At 59.4% G+C, this 16,109-nt stretch carries 12 protein-coding genes; 10 read left to right on the top strand and 2 right to left on the bottom strand.

The features are described 5' to 3' along the window. The first annotated feature begins 197 nt into the window (after positions 1-197). The 9 genes from queA to DSCA_RS17445 all read left to right on the top strand — a co-directional run bounded on the left by queA (position 198) and on the right by DSCA_RS17445 (position 12,172). Complete coding sequence (gene queA, locus DSCA_RS17485) at positions 198-1,259, top strand: tRNA preQ1(34) S-adenosylmethionine ribosyltransferase-isomerase QueA (protein WP_155317645.1); 1,062 nt, start codon at positions 198-200, stop codon at positions 1,257-1,259. A gap of 119 nt (positions 1,260-1,378) precedes the next feature. Then, a complete protein-coding gene (tgt, locus tag DSCA_RS17480; RefSeq protein ID WP_155317644.1) occupies positions 1,379-2,488 on the top strand; it encodes a tRNA guanosine(34) transglycosylase Tgt in 1,110 nt (369 codons plus the stop codon). Positions 2,489-2,550: 62 nt separating this feature from the next. Beyond that, complete coding sequence (locus DSCA_RS17475) at positions 2,551-2,769, top strand: NifU family protein (protein WP_155317643.1); 219 nt, start codon at positions 2,551-2,553, stop codon at positions 2,767-2,769. Between the two features lie 274 nt (positions 2,770-3,043). Further along, positions 3,044-5,836 (top strand): cache domain-containing protein, encoded by a 2,793-nt coding sequence (locus tag DSCA_RS17470; protein ID WP_155317642.1) that lies wholly within the window; start codon positions 3,044-3,046, stop codon positions 5,834-5,836. Beyond that, positions 5,826-7,733, top strand: coding sequence for a sigma 54-interacting transcriptional regulator (locus DSCA_RS17465; RefSeq protein ID WP_167527838.1), 1,908 nt, complete (start codon positions 5,826-5,828; stop codon positions 7,731-7,733). The genes DSCA_RS17470 and DSCA_RS17465 overlap by 11 nt, the downstream gene beginning before the upstream one ends. A 367-nt stretch (positions 7,734-8,100) precedes the next feature. Next, a complete protein-coding gene (locus tag DSCA_RS17460) occupies positions 8,101-8,706 on the top strand; it encodes an acetate uptake transporter (protein WP_155317640.1) in 606 nt (201 codons plus the stop codon). Between the two features lie 247 nt (positions 8,707-8,953). Then, positions 8,954-10,861 carry a propionyl-CoA synthetase gene (locus tag DSCA_RS17455; protein WP_155317639.1) on the top strand — a complete coding sequence of 636 codons (1,908 nt, stop codon included), beginning with the start codon at positions 8,954-8,956 and terminating at the stop codon, positions 10,859-10,861. A 267-nt stretch (positions 10,862-11,128) separates the two neighbouring features. Further along, a complete protein-coding gene (locus DSCA_RS17450; protein ID WP_155317638.1) occupies positions 11,129-11,557 on the top strand; it encodes a thioesterase family protein in 429 nt (142 codons plus the stop codon). 171 nt (positions 11,558-11,728) lie between these two features. Continuing rightward, positions 11,729-12,172: a hypothetical protein gene (locus DSCA_RS17445; protein WP_155317637.1), complete on the top strand. Its 444-nt coding sequence runs from the start codon at positions 11,729-11,731 to the stop codon at positions 12,170-12,172. A 141-nt stretch (positions 12,173-12,313) separates the two neighbouring features. On the opposite strand, the gene DSCA_RS17440 is transcribed toward DSCA_RS17445, so the two are convergent. Next, positions 12,314-12,607 (bottom strand): hypothetical protein, encoded by a 294-nt coding sequence (locus DSCA_RS17440; protein WP_155317636.1) that lies wholly within the window; start codon positions 12,605-12,607, stop codon positions 12,314-12,316. A gap of 85 nt (positions 12,608-12,692) precedes the next feature. On the opposite strand from DSCA_RS17440, the gene DSCA_RS17435 reads away from it, so the two are divergent. After that, positions 12,693-13,907 carry a diaminopropionate ammonia-lyase gene (locus DSCA_RS17435; protein ID WP_155317635.1) on the top strand — a complete coding sequence of 405 codons (1,215 nt, stop codon included), beginning with the start codon at positions 12,693-12,695 and terminating at the stop codon, positions 13,905-13,907. A 420-nt stretch (positions 13,908-14,327) separates the two neighbouring features. On the opposite strand, the gene DSCA_RS17430 is transcribed toward DSCA_RS17435, so the two are convergent. Next, positions 14,328-16,037 carry an isochorismatase family protein gene (locus tag DSCA_RS17430; RefSeq protein ID WP_167527837.1) on the bottom strand — a complete coding sequence of 570 codons (1,710 nt, stop codon included), beginning with the start codon at positions 16,035-16,037 and terminating at the stop codon, positions 14,328-14,330. Between the last annotated feature and the right edge of the window lie 72 nt (positions 16,038-16,109).

Genomic DNA, 16,109 nt, shown 5'->3' with positions numbered 1-16,109 from the left:
ATGCGCCGGCAAGGCTTGATCCCGCACCGGAAGGTCATTATAGTGCTGAAACCACTCAGCGCCTGTCCGGAAACGGCGCTGGCCCAGAAACACACGCCCCGACTCCGGACGGGCGGTCAACAACCCGTGGGGTTGCCCCATGGCGATGACGACTCAATGCTACGGAAAGGAAATGGCCGGACTGGCGGCCGTAACGGATGTATACACTCGACGATTACCATTACCACCTGCCGGAGGCGCTGATCGCCCAGACCCCGGCAACCGCCCGGGACGGCTCCCGGCTGCTTCACCTGAAACGGAACGACGGCTCGGTTTTGCACCGGCAGTTCAACCAGATTGCCGACCTGCTGCATCCCTCGGATGTCCTGATCGTCAACGACACCCGGGTTGTCCCGGGACGCCTGTACGGTCGTAAAAAAACCGGCGGCAAAGTCGAACTGCTGATCCTCGATTACGGTGAAGCCGAGGACCGCGGGCAGGATGACCGCACACGGGTTTACCGGTGCCTGATCAAGGCCTCCAAGCAGAGCCCCCCCGGCACACGGATTTTTTTCGATGAGGGGTTGACTGCCGAGGTCCTGGCTTTCTCCGACGGGATCTATTCGGTTCGGTTTTCCTCTCCCGCCCCATTTGACGACCTGCTGCATCGGATCGGGCGGATGCCGCTGCCCCCCTACATCAAAAGGGACGACAAAGGACCGGATGAAACCGACCGGATGCGCTATCAGACCGTTTATGCCCGTGAGCAGGGGGCCATTGCCGCCCCGACAGCAGGTCTGCACTTTACCGATGACATTCTGGCGTGCATCCGTGAAAAGGGCGTCACCGTGACCGCCGTCACCCTTCATGTGGGGTACGGCACCTTTGTTCCGGTCCGGGTGGACGACATCCGGGAGCACCGCATGCATGAAGAGTGGTTCTCCATTTCGGATGCGACGGCGCGGATCGTCAACCAGGCCAAGGCGGCCGGCCGCCGGGTGGTGGCCGTCGGCACCACCAGCGTGCGCTCCCTGGAATACGCCGCCCGGTCGGACGGCCGCGTGGCGGCGGGAAGCGGTCGCTGTGATCTGTTCATCTATCCGGGGTACACGTTTAAGATCGTGGATGCCATGATCACCAATTTTCACCTGCCCCGCTCCACCCTGCTGATGCTGGTGTCCGCGTTTGCCGGTCGGGAGACCATGCTGGAGGCCTATCATACGGCAGTGGCCGAAAAGTACCGCTTTTTCAGCTATGGGGATGCGATGTTGATAGAATAGGTGGACAGGCTGAAGGTGGAAGGTGTTTAGGTGGACGGACTGCGGCCGATGTTACACGGCCTGTCAGCCATGAATACGCGCTTAATCGAATCCTAACGATCATCCGAATCAGACCAATTATGATTGATTTCAAATTGATATCTCAATCCGGCGCCGCCCGGGCGGGTGTTTTCGATACGCTTCACGGCCAAATCGAGACTCCCGTCTTCATGCCCGTGGGCACCCTGGCCACGGTCAAGGCACTGAGTCCCGAGGAGTTGAAGGCCGCCGGCGCCCAGATTATCCTTGGCAATACCTATCACCTTTATCTTCGCCCCGGATGCGACATTGTCGGCCGTTTTGCCGGCCTGCACCGATTTATGCACTGGGACCGGCCCATCCTCACCGACAGCGGGGGGTTCCAGGTTTTTTCACTGGCCAAGCTGCGCAAGCTGACCGAAGCGGGCTACGCGTTCCAGTCCCACATCGACGGCAGCCGGCACATGCTGTCGCCGGAAAAATCCATCGAGGTCCAGATCTGCCTCAATTCCGACATCATCATGTGCCTGGATCAGTGCCTGGAGCATCCGGCCTCCCATGAACAGGCGGTGGCGGCCCTGGAGTTGACCACGCGCTGGGCGGCGCGCTGCAAAACCTTCTGGCGCGAACAGACGGAATGCCGCAACAGCCTGTTCGGTATCGTCCAGGGGGGCATGTTCGCCGACCTGCGGCAACGGTCCGCCGAAGCCATCGCCGAGATCGGATTTCCCGGCTACGCCATCGGCGGCCTCAGTGTGGGGGAGCCCAAGGACCTGATGATGGAAATGGCGGCCCACACCCTGCCCCTGCTGCCGGCGGACCGTCCCCGCTATATCATGGGGGTGGGCACCCCCGAGGACCTGGTCGAACTGGTGGCCCTGGGTGCCGATATGTTCGACTGCGTCATGCCCACGCGAAATGCCCGCAACGGGCAGATGTTTACCGATCGGGGTACCATCAACATCTGCAACGCGCGCTTCCGGGATGACGAGGGGCCGGTGGATCCCTCGTGTGATTGCTACACCTGCCGCCATTACAGCCTGGCCTATCTGCGGCATCTGTACACGGCGCGTGAAATACTGGCTTACCGGCTCAACAGCATCCATAACGTCCATTACTACGTGAACCTGGTCAACTCCATGCGCGAGGCGATTCTGGCCGGAACGTTTGACCAGTTCAGAAAGGCGTTCTATACTAAACGTGAGGGTTGACAGGCTGGTAACGGCCCCGATACGAACATCGGGTTCATCTTTCTCGGGAAAGGAAAACTGATATGAAAGAAAAGGTAGAAGCGGCCATCGATCTTATCCGGCCCATGCTCCAGGCGGACGGCGGGGACGTGGAACTGATCAGCGTGGAAAACGGCATTGTCAAGGTTCGGCTCCAGGGTGCCTGTGCCGGCTGCCCCATGTCCCAGATGACCCTGAAGAACGGCATCGAACGGGTATTGAAACAGAAAATCCCGGAAATCAAATCGGTAGAGTCGGCCTGAGCCTTCCCGGTTTCGGCCTGTTCGATTGCGGTGATGCGCCCTGGCCCGGCCCTCCGGGGGGGGCGCCGGCTTTCATGCGCATTGCATCGATCGTGATCGAACAGGCTCGGTGATACCGTTCGACGCCGCGACCCGCTTTCCCCCCTCCCGCCTTTTTCCCTGTTGACATCAAGGCCTGCCATTTTCTACTCTGTCCGACCGCCATTGATGATAACGGTGCCCATCCATTCCAACCGTCTGTCGGCCGGTCAACGCCAGTTCACAGGAGAGGTTGATGTTAAACCTGTCGCGTCGATTCTCGGATCTTCGTATCCGCTACAAGCTGCTCATCAGCTATTCCGCGGTCATCATGCTTTCGCTGGCCATCGGCAGCGGCATCATATTTTCCTTCGTCAAGGAGGCCATCGAGACCAACATAGAAAGCGAACTCAAAAATACCACCCAGACCATTTTGAACATGGTCCGCACGTCAGCCGGGGTTTCCATCAAAAACCACCTGCGTGCGGTCGCCGAAAAAAACAGGGAGATCGCCCAGCATTTTTACCGCAAGGCCGTGGCCGGCGTCATGAGCATGGAGGAGGCCAAGCGCCGCACCCGGGACGTCATGCTCAGCCAGACCATCGGAAAAACCGGATACATTTACAGTATCGACAGCCATGGTGTCATCCTGATTCATCCGGAACATGCCCTGGTTCGCGTTGATCTTTCCGACTATTCGTTCATTGCCGACCAGAAGATCAGGAAAGTCGGTTATCTGGAGTATAACTGGAAAAATCCGGGAGAAACCCATCTGCGGCCCAAAGCCCTGTACATGACCTATTTCGAGCCGTGGGACTGGATCATTTCGGTGTCTTCCTACCGCAATGAATTCAAAGAACTGGTCAACGTGGATGATTTCCGGGACAGCATTCTGTCCCTGGTCTTCGGCCAGACGGGATATTCCTATGTCCTCGATGTTGAAGGAAACCTGATTGTCCACCCTTCGCTGGAAGGCAATTATTTCGAGGCGACCGACGTCAAGGGCCGTCAGTTCATCCGGGAGATCTGCAAGCGCAAAAGCGGAAAAATCATCTATTCCTGGGAACCCTCCGGTGAATCGCCGGCGCGGGAAAAACTGGTCATCTTCAACTACATCCCCGAGTATGAATGGATTGTGGCCTCATCGAGCTATCTGGAGGAGTTCTACGCACCGCTCAGAACCATCGGGCACCTGATTCTGGCCACGGTGGTGATTTCTTTCATTCTGGTCCTGCCCATCACGCTGCGTATCAGTTCATCGATCACCAACCCCCTGCAGGAGCTGATGAACCGGTTCGCTTCGGGGGCCAAGGGGGACATCTCGGTGCGCATGCAGCGCCAGAGCCGGGACGAAGTGGGAACGCTGGCCAACTATTTCAACACGTTCATGGAGCGGCTGGAGGTCTACAGTGAAAGCCTGAAAACGGAAATCGCCGACCGTAAAAAGGCCGAGGCCGCCATCCGTAAAAGCGAAGCCAAGTACCGGGAACTGGTGGAAAATGCCAACAGCATCATCCTGCGGATGACGCCCTTGGGAAAAATCACGTTTTTCAATGAATTCGCCCAGCAGTTTTTCGGATACGCGGAGTCGGAAATTCTGGGCAAGCATGTCACCGGCACCATCGTTTCCGAAGATATACCCGACGGCATCCGCATGATGATCCGGCCGTCCGGCTACCGCGGGCGATACGAGCATGCCAACCAGCTGCGAAACGGCAAGCCGGTCTGGATCGCCTGGACCAGTCGGGCCATCCATGATCAAGCCGGCGCCATCAAGGAATACCTGTGTATCGGTACCGATATCACCGAATCCCGGGAGGCCGAACAGGAGATGGCGCGCATGCGGCATTATCTCAAGCATTTCGTTGACGCCATGCCCTCGGTCCTGGTGGGGGTCGATAAAAAGGGGCTGGTGACCCAGTGGAACCGGAGTGCGGTGCGCATGACCGGTCTGGAGGACCGCCAGGCACTGGGCCGTCCGGTCACCGAGGTGCTGCCGCTGCTCATCCCGTTCATGGAGATGATGGACGGGGCCATCAACGAAGGCCAGGCCCGGCAGGTGGAAAAGGCCCTGTGCCGTTTAAAGGGCCTTTCCTTTCATGCCGACATCATGGTTTATCCCATTGAAGCGGGCCAGGTGAAAGGCGCGGTGATCCGGGTGGACGACGTCACCCAGCGGGTGCGCATGGAAGCCATGATGGTACAGACCGAAAAGATGATGAGCGTCGGGGGGTTGGCCGCCGGCATGGCCCATGAAATCAACAATCCGCTGGGGGGCATGCTGCAGAGTCTTCAAAATGTGGTTCGGCGCATGTCGCCGGGGTTGCCGGCCAACGAAAAGGTTGCTGAGGCGTGCGGCACCCGGTTGGAAACGATCCGCAGTTATCTGGAGAAAAGGGAAATCTTCCGTTTTCTGGAGAACATCCGCGTGTCCGGAGAGCGGGCGTCGCATATCGTTGAAAATATGCTCAGTTTCAGCCGGCGCAGTGAATCGCGCAAAGCGCCGGTGGACCTGTCCGAACTGCTGGACAAGGCCATCGAGCTGGCGGCCCAGGATTATGATCTGAAAAAGAAATTTGATTTTCGCCATATCCAGATTGTCCGTCATTATGACGCGTCCATGGCGCCGGTCCCCTGTGTCGCCACGGAAATCGAACAGGTGGTGTTCAACCTGCTTCGCAATGCGGCCCAGGCCATGGGGGACAGCGGGCAGCCGCCGGCGCCGCCCTGCATCACCCTGCAGCTGCGCCAGGAAAAAGGGTTTGCCGTCATCGAAATCACCGACAACGGGCCCGGTATGGATGAGCTTCAGCTCAAACGAATCTTCGAGCCCTTTTTTACCACCAAGCAGGTGGGCGTGGGGACGGGGCTGGGGCTGTCGGTCTCTTATTTTATCATTGCCAACAACCACCATGGCTCAATGACCGCGGAGTCGTCGCCGGGCAAGGGGGCCAGTTTCGTCATCCGCCTGCCGTTGCGCGATCCGCTGGACGACGATGCCGATTCGATCGACGGTTCCGGTTCCAGGGAGAATGGCCATGCCAGCTGAAACCGCTCAACAGCGCCGGGTGCTGATCATCGACGATGAGGAAATTGTCCGTGACAGTGTTTCCACCTACCTCGAGGACAGCGGGTTTGTCGTATACCAGGCCGGTGACGGCCGGGACGGACTCAGTCGGTTTTACGAGGTCACCCCCGATGTGGTGCTGCTTGACCTTCGCATGCCGCGCATGGACGGGCTGGAAGTGTTGGCTGCGATTGCCGGTCAGCTGGACCGCATCCCCGTGATCGTGGTCACCGGTGCCGGTGTTCTGCAGGATGCGGTCGCGGCACTGCGCCTGGGGGCGTTTGATTTCGTGACCAAACCCATCGTCGATATGGCCGTGCTGGAGCACGCGATCCGCCGGGCCCTGGAGCACACCCGGCTGCTGGAAGAGAATCGGCGCTATCAGGCCCACCTGGAAGACGAAATCGGTTCCCGGACCCGGGACCTTCACCGGCGTACCGAAGAACTGCTGGTGGCCAACGCCGAGTTGACCAAAGAGATGGCCATTCGTGAAAAGACCGCTGCCGCGTTGAGGCAAAGCGAAGCCCGGCTGGCCGAGATTGTCTCTATTTTCGAAGGGTTCATCTATACGTGCGATTCGGACTTCTGTCTGGATTTCGTCAACCGGAAGCTGGCCGACCACGTGGGTGACGACGTGGCCGGCAAGCGTTGCCATGTCGTTTTGTATGGTCTGGATCAGCCGTGTCCGTGGTGCCGGCATTCCGATGTGTTCAAAGGCCAGGCCGCACGAACCGAGTTCTACAACGAAAAGGACGGCCGCTGGTATGATGCCGTTCAATCACCGATGTTCGGCAGTGAGGGCCAGGTCCGCAACCTGCAGGCGGTGGTACTGGATATTTCCGATCGAAAAGCGACCGAAGACTGGCTGCGCCAGCGGGAGACCCAGCTGTCTGAAAAAAACCGGCGGCTGAAGTCATCCATGCGAACGGCCAGCCGGTTCGGCCATATTATCGGTAAGAGCCGGCCCATGCAGGAGGTTTACGAAAACATCCTCAAGGCGGCGGAGTCCAACGCCCACGTGATCATTTACGGCCAGTCGGGCACGGGCAAGGAACTGGTGGCCAAGACCATCCACGACCTGTCCGACCGCGGCAGCAAAAATTTTGTCACGGTTCACTGCGGCGCCATTCCGGACAGCCTCATCGAAAGTGAGTTTTTCGGCTACCGCAAAGGCGCTTTTTCCGGAGCGGACCAGGACAAACCCGGTTATCTGGATGCGGCCGACGGCGGGACCCTGTTCATGGATGAAGTGGGCGAACTGAACCTGAGCATGCAGGTGAAATTGCTGCGCGCCATTGAAGGCGGCGGGTATACCCCCATCGGCAGCAGCATCGTGAAGCAGGCGGACATTCGCATCGTGGCGGCGACCAACCGAAACCTGCGACAACGTCTTGAAAGCGGGCATTTTCGCAAAGATTTTTATTATCGTATCCACATTCTGCCCATTACCCTGCCGGCCCTGTCCTCACGCAAAGAGGACATCCCTTTGCTGGTCAACCACTTTGTCAGCGATTTTCCCCATGGCGACAAGCTTCCCGTGGTCCCCCAGCGCATCATTACGGCCATGCAGCGCTACGACTGGCCGGGGAATATCCGCGAACTGCAAAACAGTGTGCATCGCTATATCACCCTGGGAGAGATCGACTTTCTGGACCTCCCCCCAACGACCGATGAGCCGCCTCCCGCCATCCGGCCGGATCCACCGCCCGGCCTTCCGGATCGTTTCGACCAGCCCTTGAGTCAGGCCGTCAGCAATTTCGAGAAGCAATACATTGAACACCTGCTCCAGGAAAATCACTGGCACCGATCCCGTGTCGCCGAACTGCTGGGTATCGACCGGCGGACGCTATTCCGCAAAATGAAAGCCTACGGGCTGTAATCACCTCTATTTGGGGCAAAAATACCCCAAGCTTGTATTTTTCAATTAAATCAAATTATTATACTTATAAAAGGATAGTATTGGGACATTTGCGTCTCGATTATACGATGAACGTTATTCATTTACAAAATTCCCAAAAGTTTATAACAAATTGAAATCAAACACGATTTGATTTTTCCTATCCTGTGGCACATCACTTGCTCATTCACTTCTGCAATTCGCAGCACATTGATTGAACCCGGCCAGGCAATCCCCCCTGGTTTCTGCAACAATTCCTGCTTGCCGCCAGGTTCTCAGCGATGAAACAATTTCAGGCAGAGAAATTTCTTTTCCATTTTTCCTCACATTTATCCACAAGGAGGTCGTAATGGCAGCAGAAGGTCAAGGTAATCCAGCAGTTGTCGGTCTGGCCGGGTTTGGTTTAACCACGTTGATTCTCCAGTTTCATAACCTTGGATGGTGCGGTATCGGACCGGTCCTGGCCCTTGCCTTTGCCTTCGGTGGGGTGGCCCAGCTGATTGCCGGTTTTCAGGAATTCAAATGCGGTAACAATTTCGGATACAGCGCCTTTGTTTCCTATGGTTCTTTCTGGATCGCACTGGGTATCATCTGGATGCTGAACCATTTCAAGATCTACACCCTCAGTCACACGGATGTGGGCTTTTTCCTCGTGGTCTGGACCCTTTACACCGCGATCATGTGGGTCGCTGCCATGCGTGTCCACGGCGCCATGGCTTCCACCTTCACCCTGCTGCTGCTCGGTTTTATCGGGCTCGATCTGGCCCATTTCGGGTACCCCGGATTGACCAAGCCGACCGCCATCGTTTTGATTCTGTGTGCCCTCAACGCCTGGTACATGATGGCCGCCGCCATTTATGCCCAAGTGTTCGGGCGACCGATTCTTCCCGTTGGAAAACCCTGGATCGATACAGCGCCCGAACCGGTGGGCAGCCTGGCAAAAGAAACCGCTTAACCCTTTGATGGTGTCACCGCCGTCTGGGTTGCATTCATCACCCAGCCCATGCCGACGGTGGTCGTCGAATCGAATGGTCGTCCCTGAACCCAAAACCCACAGGGACCCACCCACGACTTCTTGCCCGGAGCGGACGGCCCCCCCTCCGGGCAAGACCGTGGCATCCGACCCGGTCCGGATACCATCCAACGGATGGTCCGACCCCACTATTCAACCCTTCAATGCCAAGACATGAAAGGACCCGTTCATGACCAATCCATACGATAGCGCATTTTCAGAATCCATCAACGACCCGGACAGCTTCTGGGCCAAGGCCGCGGAAGAGTGTCACTGGTACAAGCGCTGGGACAAGGTGCTGGACGACAGCAACAAGCCATTTTACCGGTGGTTTACCGGCGGCATGGTCAATACCTGTTACAACGCGCTGGACTATCACGTCGAAAATGGCCGCGGCGATCAGGCGGCCCTGATTTATGACAGCCCGGTGACCGATACCATCAAGACCTATACCTACAGCGAGTTGCGGGACGAAGTCGCCACCTTTGCCGGCGTGCTGGCCGGCCAGGGCGTCGTCAAGGGAGACCGGGTCATTATCTATATGCCCATGATCGCCGAAGCCGCCATCGCCATGCTGGCTTGTGCACGCATCGGCGCCATCCATTCGGTGGTGTTCGGCGGGTTCGCCGCCAAAGAACTGGCCACCCGGATCAACGATGCCAAGCCCAAGGTGATCGTTTCCGCCTCCTGCGGCATCGAAGGCAAAAAAATCATCAAATACAAACCCCTGCTGGACGGCGCCATCGAAATGGCCGATGTCAAGCCCAAGTCCTGCATCGTGCGGCAGCGACCCATGGAGCAGGCCTCGATGATCGACGGCCGCGACGTGGACTGGGAAGACGCCATGGCATCCGCCCAGCCGGCCGAGTGCGTGCCGGTGGCGGCCACCGATCCGCTGTACATCCTTTACACATCAGGCACCACCGGCCAGCCCAAGGGCGTGGTTCGGGATAACGGCGGCCATATGGTGGCCCTGAAATGGACCATGAAGGCGATTTACGACATCGATGCCGGCGACGTATGGTGGGCGGCCTCCGACGTGGGGTGGGTCGTCGGCCATTCCTATATTGTCTACGCACCGCTGTTCAAGGGCGCCACCACCATTCTGTTCGAAGGCAAACCGGTGGGAACCCCCGATGCGGGCGTGTTCTGGCGCGTCATCTCCCAGCACAATGTCAAATGTCAGTTTACGGCGCCCACGGCGTTCCGGGCCATTAAACGCGAGGATCCCAGGGCCGAGCTGATGAAAAATTACGATCTGTCCAACTTCAAGATCCTCTTTCTGGCCGGCGAACGTTCCGATCCGGACACGATTCAGTGGTCGGAAAACAACCTCAAGGTCCCGGTCATCGATCACTGGTGGCAGACCGAGACCGGTTGGGCCATCGCGGCCAACTGCATGGGCCTGAACCACTTTCCGGTCAAGTACGGATCGCCGACCAAGGCCGTACCCGGCTGGAACCTGCAGGTGGTGGACGCCAACAACCAGCAGGTGGCGCCGGGCGAGATCGGCGCGCTGGTGGTCAAACTGCCCCTGCCTCCGGGAACCCTGCCTACCTTGTGGGAGAACGACGACCGCTTTGTCGAGTCCTACCTGGAAGAATTCCCGGGGTACTATAAAACCGCGGACGCCGGCTACATCGACGACGAGGGATACGCCTACGTCATGGCCCGCACCGACGACATCATCAACGTGGCCGGCCACCGCCTTTCCACCGGTGCCATGGAAGAGGTTTTGGCCGACCATCCGGAAGTGGCCGAGTGTGCCGTCCTGGGTGTCGAAGACAAGCTCAAAGGCCAGATTCCCATCGGTTTTCTGGTGCTCAATGCCGGTGTCGAGCGGGAGCATGGCGCCATCCAGCAGGAGGTGGTCCAGATGGTTCGCGACCGAATCGGTCCGGTGGCGGCATTCAAAACCGCCACGGTGGTCAACCGCCTGCCCAAGACCCGTTCGGGCAAGATCCTGCGGGGTACGATCCAGAAGATTGCCGACAACAAGGAGTACAAGGTGCCGGCGACCATCGACGATCCGGCCATCCTCGCTGAAATGGAAGACGCGCTCAATGGGATCGGACTGGCCGGTTCCAGAAAAGTTTAGTCCATAACGGGTGCGCCTGACCCTTGGACGCCTTTCCGTGGCCAGCCATGGGGAGGCGTCGCCGTCCGGGTGCCAACCGATTTAACGATCGACCGGTTTACTGCCTGTCGCCGGTGCGTGTTTCGCCAACGCACCGGCGATTTTTTTTGCGCCCCCTGCACAGGTCCTGAAAATTGTGTTAACTCATAAGTGACATGACAGCCACCCGACAGCGCTTTTTGGCCATCTTGGGGGGCGGCAAACGATTTTTTAAGCCAAGGAGGAACGATGAAAGCGACATTGGTTCCCGGTATCGAGCATGAATTCACCTACCGCATCACCGACGCCAAAACCGTTCCGGCACTTTATCCGGAAGCCGATGAATTCCAGGTGATGCCCCAGGTGTTCGCCACCGGATTCATGGTCGGTTTTTTCGAATGGGCCTGCATCCAGGCGGTAACGCCGCACCTGGACTGGCCGGCGGAACAAACCGTGGGCACCCACATCGATGTCAGCCATACGGCGGCGACTCCGGTGGGATTCGAAGTTACCGCCAGGGTGAAACTGGTGGAAGTGGACCGCCGCCGGATGGTGTTCGAGATCGAGGCCCACGACGGCGTGGATCGGATCGCCCGCGGACGGCACGAGCGATTCATCATCGACAAAGCCAAATTCGACGCCCGGCTGGAATCCAAAAAGGCAGAGGCCGGACTGTGATACGTCACAGGTCGGTCAACAAAATTGGATCCGACCAATGCTTCCCCTGCCGACGGAGGCTGCCCATGACCGATCAATTGCCCTTGTTTTTCAAAACCCTGGCTTTCCGGGCGGTGCTCGCATCGTTGTTTTTTTTCATCGCCTGCCTTGGCGGCCGACCTGACCCTGTTCGTGGAGAAGCAAGACGATGTGTTCCACATCCGGGCGGTCGGGGCGTATGAGACCGAGGAGTTTTCCATCGACCCCCGGTCCGGCTTTACCCGGAAATTGGTGCAGATGAAGCACATGATTGTTCGGCCCCAGACCCTGTCCGGCCTGCAGCCTGAACTGGTTTATTTCGATTGCGATCTGTACGGATTGAACCTCAATTTCATCAACCACTTCAATCAAGCCGGTACAACTGCCTTTGTGGCGACCATTTTCAGCCGGCAGGCCGGAGAGGCTGCGGCCCAGACCATGATCCGTTTTTTCCGTTCCCTGTGCAACGGAGAGAGTCCTTCGCAGGCCCTGTGCCTGGCCAGGAAAACCCTCTACGATGCCACCGCGCTGGAAGGTGGGGACAACGTGACGGCCGTGCGAAGGGCATTCCCGTTCCGGGTCTATCGGCTGATTTAGGCTGCGTCCATCCAGAAATGGCCAATCTGGTCGATGCCGGCGTTGGGCGCTATTCATGCCTCCCGAGGGTAAATTGCATTGGATTGAATCCTGCCGGAAGTGTTGTGTCGATGTCCGCCCACGGCAGACCCGCGGTGGCTATCACCCCTGATACATGCCCAGGGCAACATCGGCCAGTTCACACGCCAGTCCATGTTCATTGAGCAGGCCAACCGCCGCTGCTGCGTGAAAGGCATCCTTGATCTGGACAGTCATCGAGCCATGGGACGGCCTCAAGGCAAATCGGTGGTGCTTCAGAATGTCAGCGGCCAGGTCGCAGTCGTTGACACACAGCCCGAGGACGGAGAAGTCTTCCATGTAGAAATCGGGCAGGTTGCCCTGGCCCAGCGACGTCAGTTGGGGTTGATTTCTGTTTACAATCGGATAGTCGGCCATTGTCATCCTCCTGCCGTTGCGGTGCAGTGAGCGCCAATAAACAAAACCCGATAGTAGGCAGTCCCTGTGGAGGTGTAAATCGGAAATGATCCGGAAAATACCCAGTTGCGGCATTCGCTATCTGGCGGCCGCGCCCGGTCGGAAACGCCAGGTCGCCGATTTCACCGACAGCGCGGTCCGACAGGTGCAGCGTTTTCACCGTACGTTGCCCGGATATCGCCCGACCGGCCTGGTGCGCCTGGACCGGCTGGCCCGGCGTTGGAAAATCGGCGACATTTTGGTCAAAGACGAATCCGACCGCTTCGGCCTGAACGCCTTCAAGGTGCTGGGCGGCAGTTATGCCGTGGCGCGATTGGTGGCGCAACAATTGGAAATCCCGTGGGAGCAAGTTGCGTTCAGCGCTTTGACCGGCGATGCCTTCCGCCATCGGCTTGCGTCCATGACCCTGGCCACCGCCACCGACGGCAACCACGGCCGGGGCGTGGCCTGGACGGCCGAGCAGCTGGGAATGCAGGCGGTCATTTTCATGCCCAAAGGGTCGGCACCGGCCAGGGTGGAGAACATTCGCCGCCATGGCGCCCGGGTCGAAGTGACCGATCTCAATTATGACGATGCCGTGCGGCTGGTCTGGCAAAAAGCCAGGCAACGCGGGTGGCAGGTGGTCCAGGACACGGCCCGGGAAGGATACCGGGACATTCCCCGCTGGATCATGCAAGGCTACACCACCATGACTGCGGAAGCCGTTGCCCAGATGGCAGGGGCCGGATTGCATCCCACGCACGTTTTCGTTCAGGCCGGGGTCGGGTCCTTTGCCGCGGCCATGGTGGCCCACCTGGCCAGGGTGTACGCCGATCAGCCGCCCCGCTTCATCGTGGTCGAACCCGACCGCGCCGCCTGCATGCTTGCTTCGGCCCGGGCCGGCGACGGCCGCCCCCATGCCGTAACCGGAGACCTGGATACCATCATGGCCGGCCTGGCCTGCGGCGAACCCAGCCCCCCGGCATGGGATATTCTGTGGGAATGGGCCTGCTGCTTCATCAGCTGCGGCAATGCCACAGCGGCCAACGGCATGCGCATCCTGGCCAACCCGGTTGGGGATGACGAAGCGATAGAAGCCGGGGAATCCGGAGCCGTGGGCATCGGCCTGCTGGATCTGTTGGCCAATCATCCGGACTGTTCGTCCCTGAGCAAGGCCCTGGAGCTCGGCCCGGGCGCCACCGTGCTGGTGTTCAATACGGAAGGGGCCACGGATCCGGTCAATTATCGTGATGTGATCTGGTACGGGAAGTATGGCGGGTGATCTGGGCTTTATGTGGCCGCGAAGCACAGCCGCCGGCCGTCCTGCCTGAGTCTCCTAATCCGGAAAACGCCCTGGCGAGGGCTCGGCCGGCGTACCAGGTTGGAAACGGACAACCGCATCCCGAAAAAAGTGCCTTGGAACAGCCTGGCCGATCCTTGGGGGCGCACCTGCCTTTGACATGCCGCCACGGGTATGGCCCGAGCCCACAACACCCGAGCCAGACACCCATTGAAGACTGTATTCGCGCGTGCTGCTCCGACGCCACCCGCTATTTGAGCGCCTCTAAACGGTAAGATGTGACCTGCCAGACGGCTCCAATTATTCCCGGTTCCGGATATTGCCCAGTTTGGTAAGTTCTGTTTCAACCCGTCGGTGGTCTGGGTCGCAGCCGTCGCCAAAACCGCAGGTTTGTTTTGATAATCACAGGAATCGGCGGGAATTCGATTGCTGCGGTTTCGCGCAGTTCAGCGGCGTCCGGCCGGCTTCCAGGCGACGGATGTTTTCGACCACCCCTGCCACGATGCCCTGCATGGAAAGATCGGTCGAACCGCCGATGTGGGGCGTGGCCAGCACATTCTGGCGGAAAATCGGATCGTCGGGGTCCGGCGGCTCCTCCCAGAAGACATCCAGGCCGGCACCGGCGATGGTGCCGCTGGACAGGGCCCATTCCAGGGCGTCGCGCTCGACCAGGCCGCCACGGGATAGATTGATGAGGTAGGCCTCGGGCTTCATGCGGGCAAGCGTTTCCCGGTTCATCAGGCCGGTGGTGGCAGGGGTTGCGGGAACACAGAGAAAGACGACGTCCGACTGGGCCAGCAGTTCGGGCAACTGCTCCGCCGCGCCCACCCAGTCCAGCCCGAGGGCTGTTTCGGCCGCCTGGGGGGCCTGCCGCTTGATGCCGATGATGCGCACCCCGAACCCCTTCAGCCGCTTCACCAGGGCCTGGCCGATACCGCCCAGGCCCACGATGCCCACGGTTTTTCCGCCCAGGGCCCTGCCCTGGGGCTGTCCCATCTTCTTCTCCCGCATGCTCCGGTCCATTGCGCGAACATCCCGGTGAAGGCCGATCATCAGATAGATGCCCACCTCGGCCACCGAGTCGGCGTTCCCCGACGTTGCCGTAGGCACATTGGCCACGAAGATATCCTTCTCCGCCGCGGCTGCGAGATCGACGCCCTCCAGCCCCGAACCGCATTGCTGGATCAGTTTCAGCCGGTCCGCTCCCGCCAGCACTTCCCGGGTGACGGGGCTCATGGTCGGGATGAGCACCTCCACACCGTCCAGGCTGTCGACGGCGAAACCACCGGTGGCCCTGAATCGATGGTTCGGCAACTGCTTTCGAACCATCCCCAGAAAACCGCCCCAGGCGTTCTCGGGTGCCGCAAACAGGATGTTCATGCTGCCGTCCTTCCATGATTTTCCATTCGGGAGTCCCTCCTCACGTTTTCCATCTGCCAACCGATGCCCGATGTTGACTGCCTGCAGGCCCTGGATGTGCCGGCCGACAGCTTCGGTGGTGGAAACGGTGACGCCGATTGTCTCGAGCCCGCAGGCGTCCGCCTGGTCCATATTGGAAATGGCATCCGCCACGGCCGTGATCCGGAAATTCCTTTCGCTGGCCTCGTAAATGGAGACCCGCGGGCAATTGGGAAAGTTGCAGCCGCAGAACACCAGCGTGGACACCCCGTTTTTCCTGAGGTGGGCCTCGAGTGGCGTTCGGTAAAAGGCGCCCCACCGCGGCTTGTAAACGATCGCCTCCCGGGGGCCGATCGGCTGGATCGCCCCGGACATCAGCAGCTCGTCGTCGATGCGGATGTCGTTGCCGGGAAGCAGGGGGCCGGCCGGCCGGCGCCCCGTCGATCCTTTCAGCAGCATCCGCTTTCCCGCCAGCAGCGCACCCCGCCGGCAGCGGTCGGCGTCGCCGGCATCGGGGGTGTAGATGCGGATGACGTGGACGATGGGGCGTCCGGCGTGGCGAAAGCGTCGGCACAGTCCGCTGATTTGCGGCAGGATGGCCGATGTGCCGGGTATTTCAAACGGTCCGCCGTCGAGGGTGTCGTTCTGGACATCGATGGTGATCAGGGCGGACCGGTCGTATTCAGGACGGGTGAAGTTGTCGGGTCGGGTCATGGCTGTGGTTCCATAGGAAAAGGGATTCGATTCAGCTGCCGGCGCTCGCCCGTTGCAGGTCATTTTTATTAA

The organism is Desulfosarcina alkanivorans (genome assembly GCF_009688945.1).
Classification (GTDB): Bacteria; Desulfobacterota; Desulfobacteria; order Desulfobacterales; family Desulfosarcinaceae; genus Desulfosarcina; species Desulfosarcina alkanivorans.
This window is presented reverse-complemented; position numbering and strand designations above follow the sequence as displayed.

Excerpts from the sequence above, each read along its gene's own strand:
- queA (WP_155317645.1), top strand. The coding sequence starts at position 198 with ATGTATACACTCGACGATTACCATTACCACCTGCCGGAGGCGCTGATC.
- tgt (WP_155317644.1), top strand. The coding sequence starts at position 1,379 with ATGATTGATTTCAAATTGATATCTCAATCCGGCGCCGCCCGGGCGGGT.
- DSCA_RS17475 (WP_155317643.1), top strand. The coding sequence starts at position 2,551 with ATGAAAGAAAAGGTAGAAGCGGCCATCGATCTTATCCGGCCCATGCTC.
- DSCA_RS17470 (WP_155317642.1), top strand. The coding sequence starts at position 3,044 with ATGTTAAACCTGTCGCGTCGATTCTCGGATCTTCGTATCCGCTACAAG.
- DSCA_RS17465 (WP_167527838.1), top strand. The coding sequence starts at position 5,826 with ATGCCAGCTGAAACCGCTCAACAGCGCCGGGTGCTGATCATCGACGAT.
- DSCA_RS17460 (WP_155317640.1), top strand. The coding sequence starts at position 8,101 with ATGGCAGCAGAAGGTCAAGGTAATCCAGCAGTTGTCGGTCTGGCCGGG.
- DSCA_RS17455 (WP_155317639.1), top strand. The coding sequence starts at position 8,954 with ATGACCAATCCATACGATAGCGCATTTTCAGAATCCATCAACGACCCG.
- DSCA_RS17450 (WP_155317638.1), top strand. The coding sequence starts at position 11,129 with ATGAAAGCGACATTGGTTCCCGGTATCGAGCATGAATTCACCTACCGC.
- DSCA_RS17440 (WP_155317636.1), bottom strand. The coding sequence starts at position 12,607 with ATGGCCGACTATCCGATTGTAAACAGAAATCAACCCCAACTGACGTCG.
- DSCA_RS17435 (WP_155317635.1), top strand. The coding sequence starts at position 12,693 with ATGATCCGGAAAATACCCAGTTGCGGCATTCGCTATCTGGCGGCCGCG.
- DSCA_RS17430 (WP_167527837.1), bottom strand. The coding sequence starts at position 16,037 with ATGACCCGACCCGACAACTTCACCCGTCCTGAATACGACCGGTCCGCC.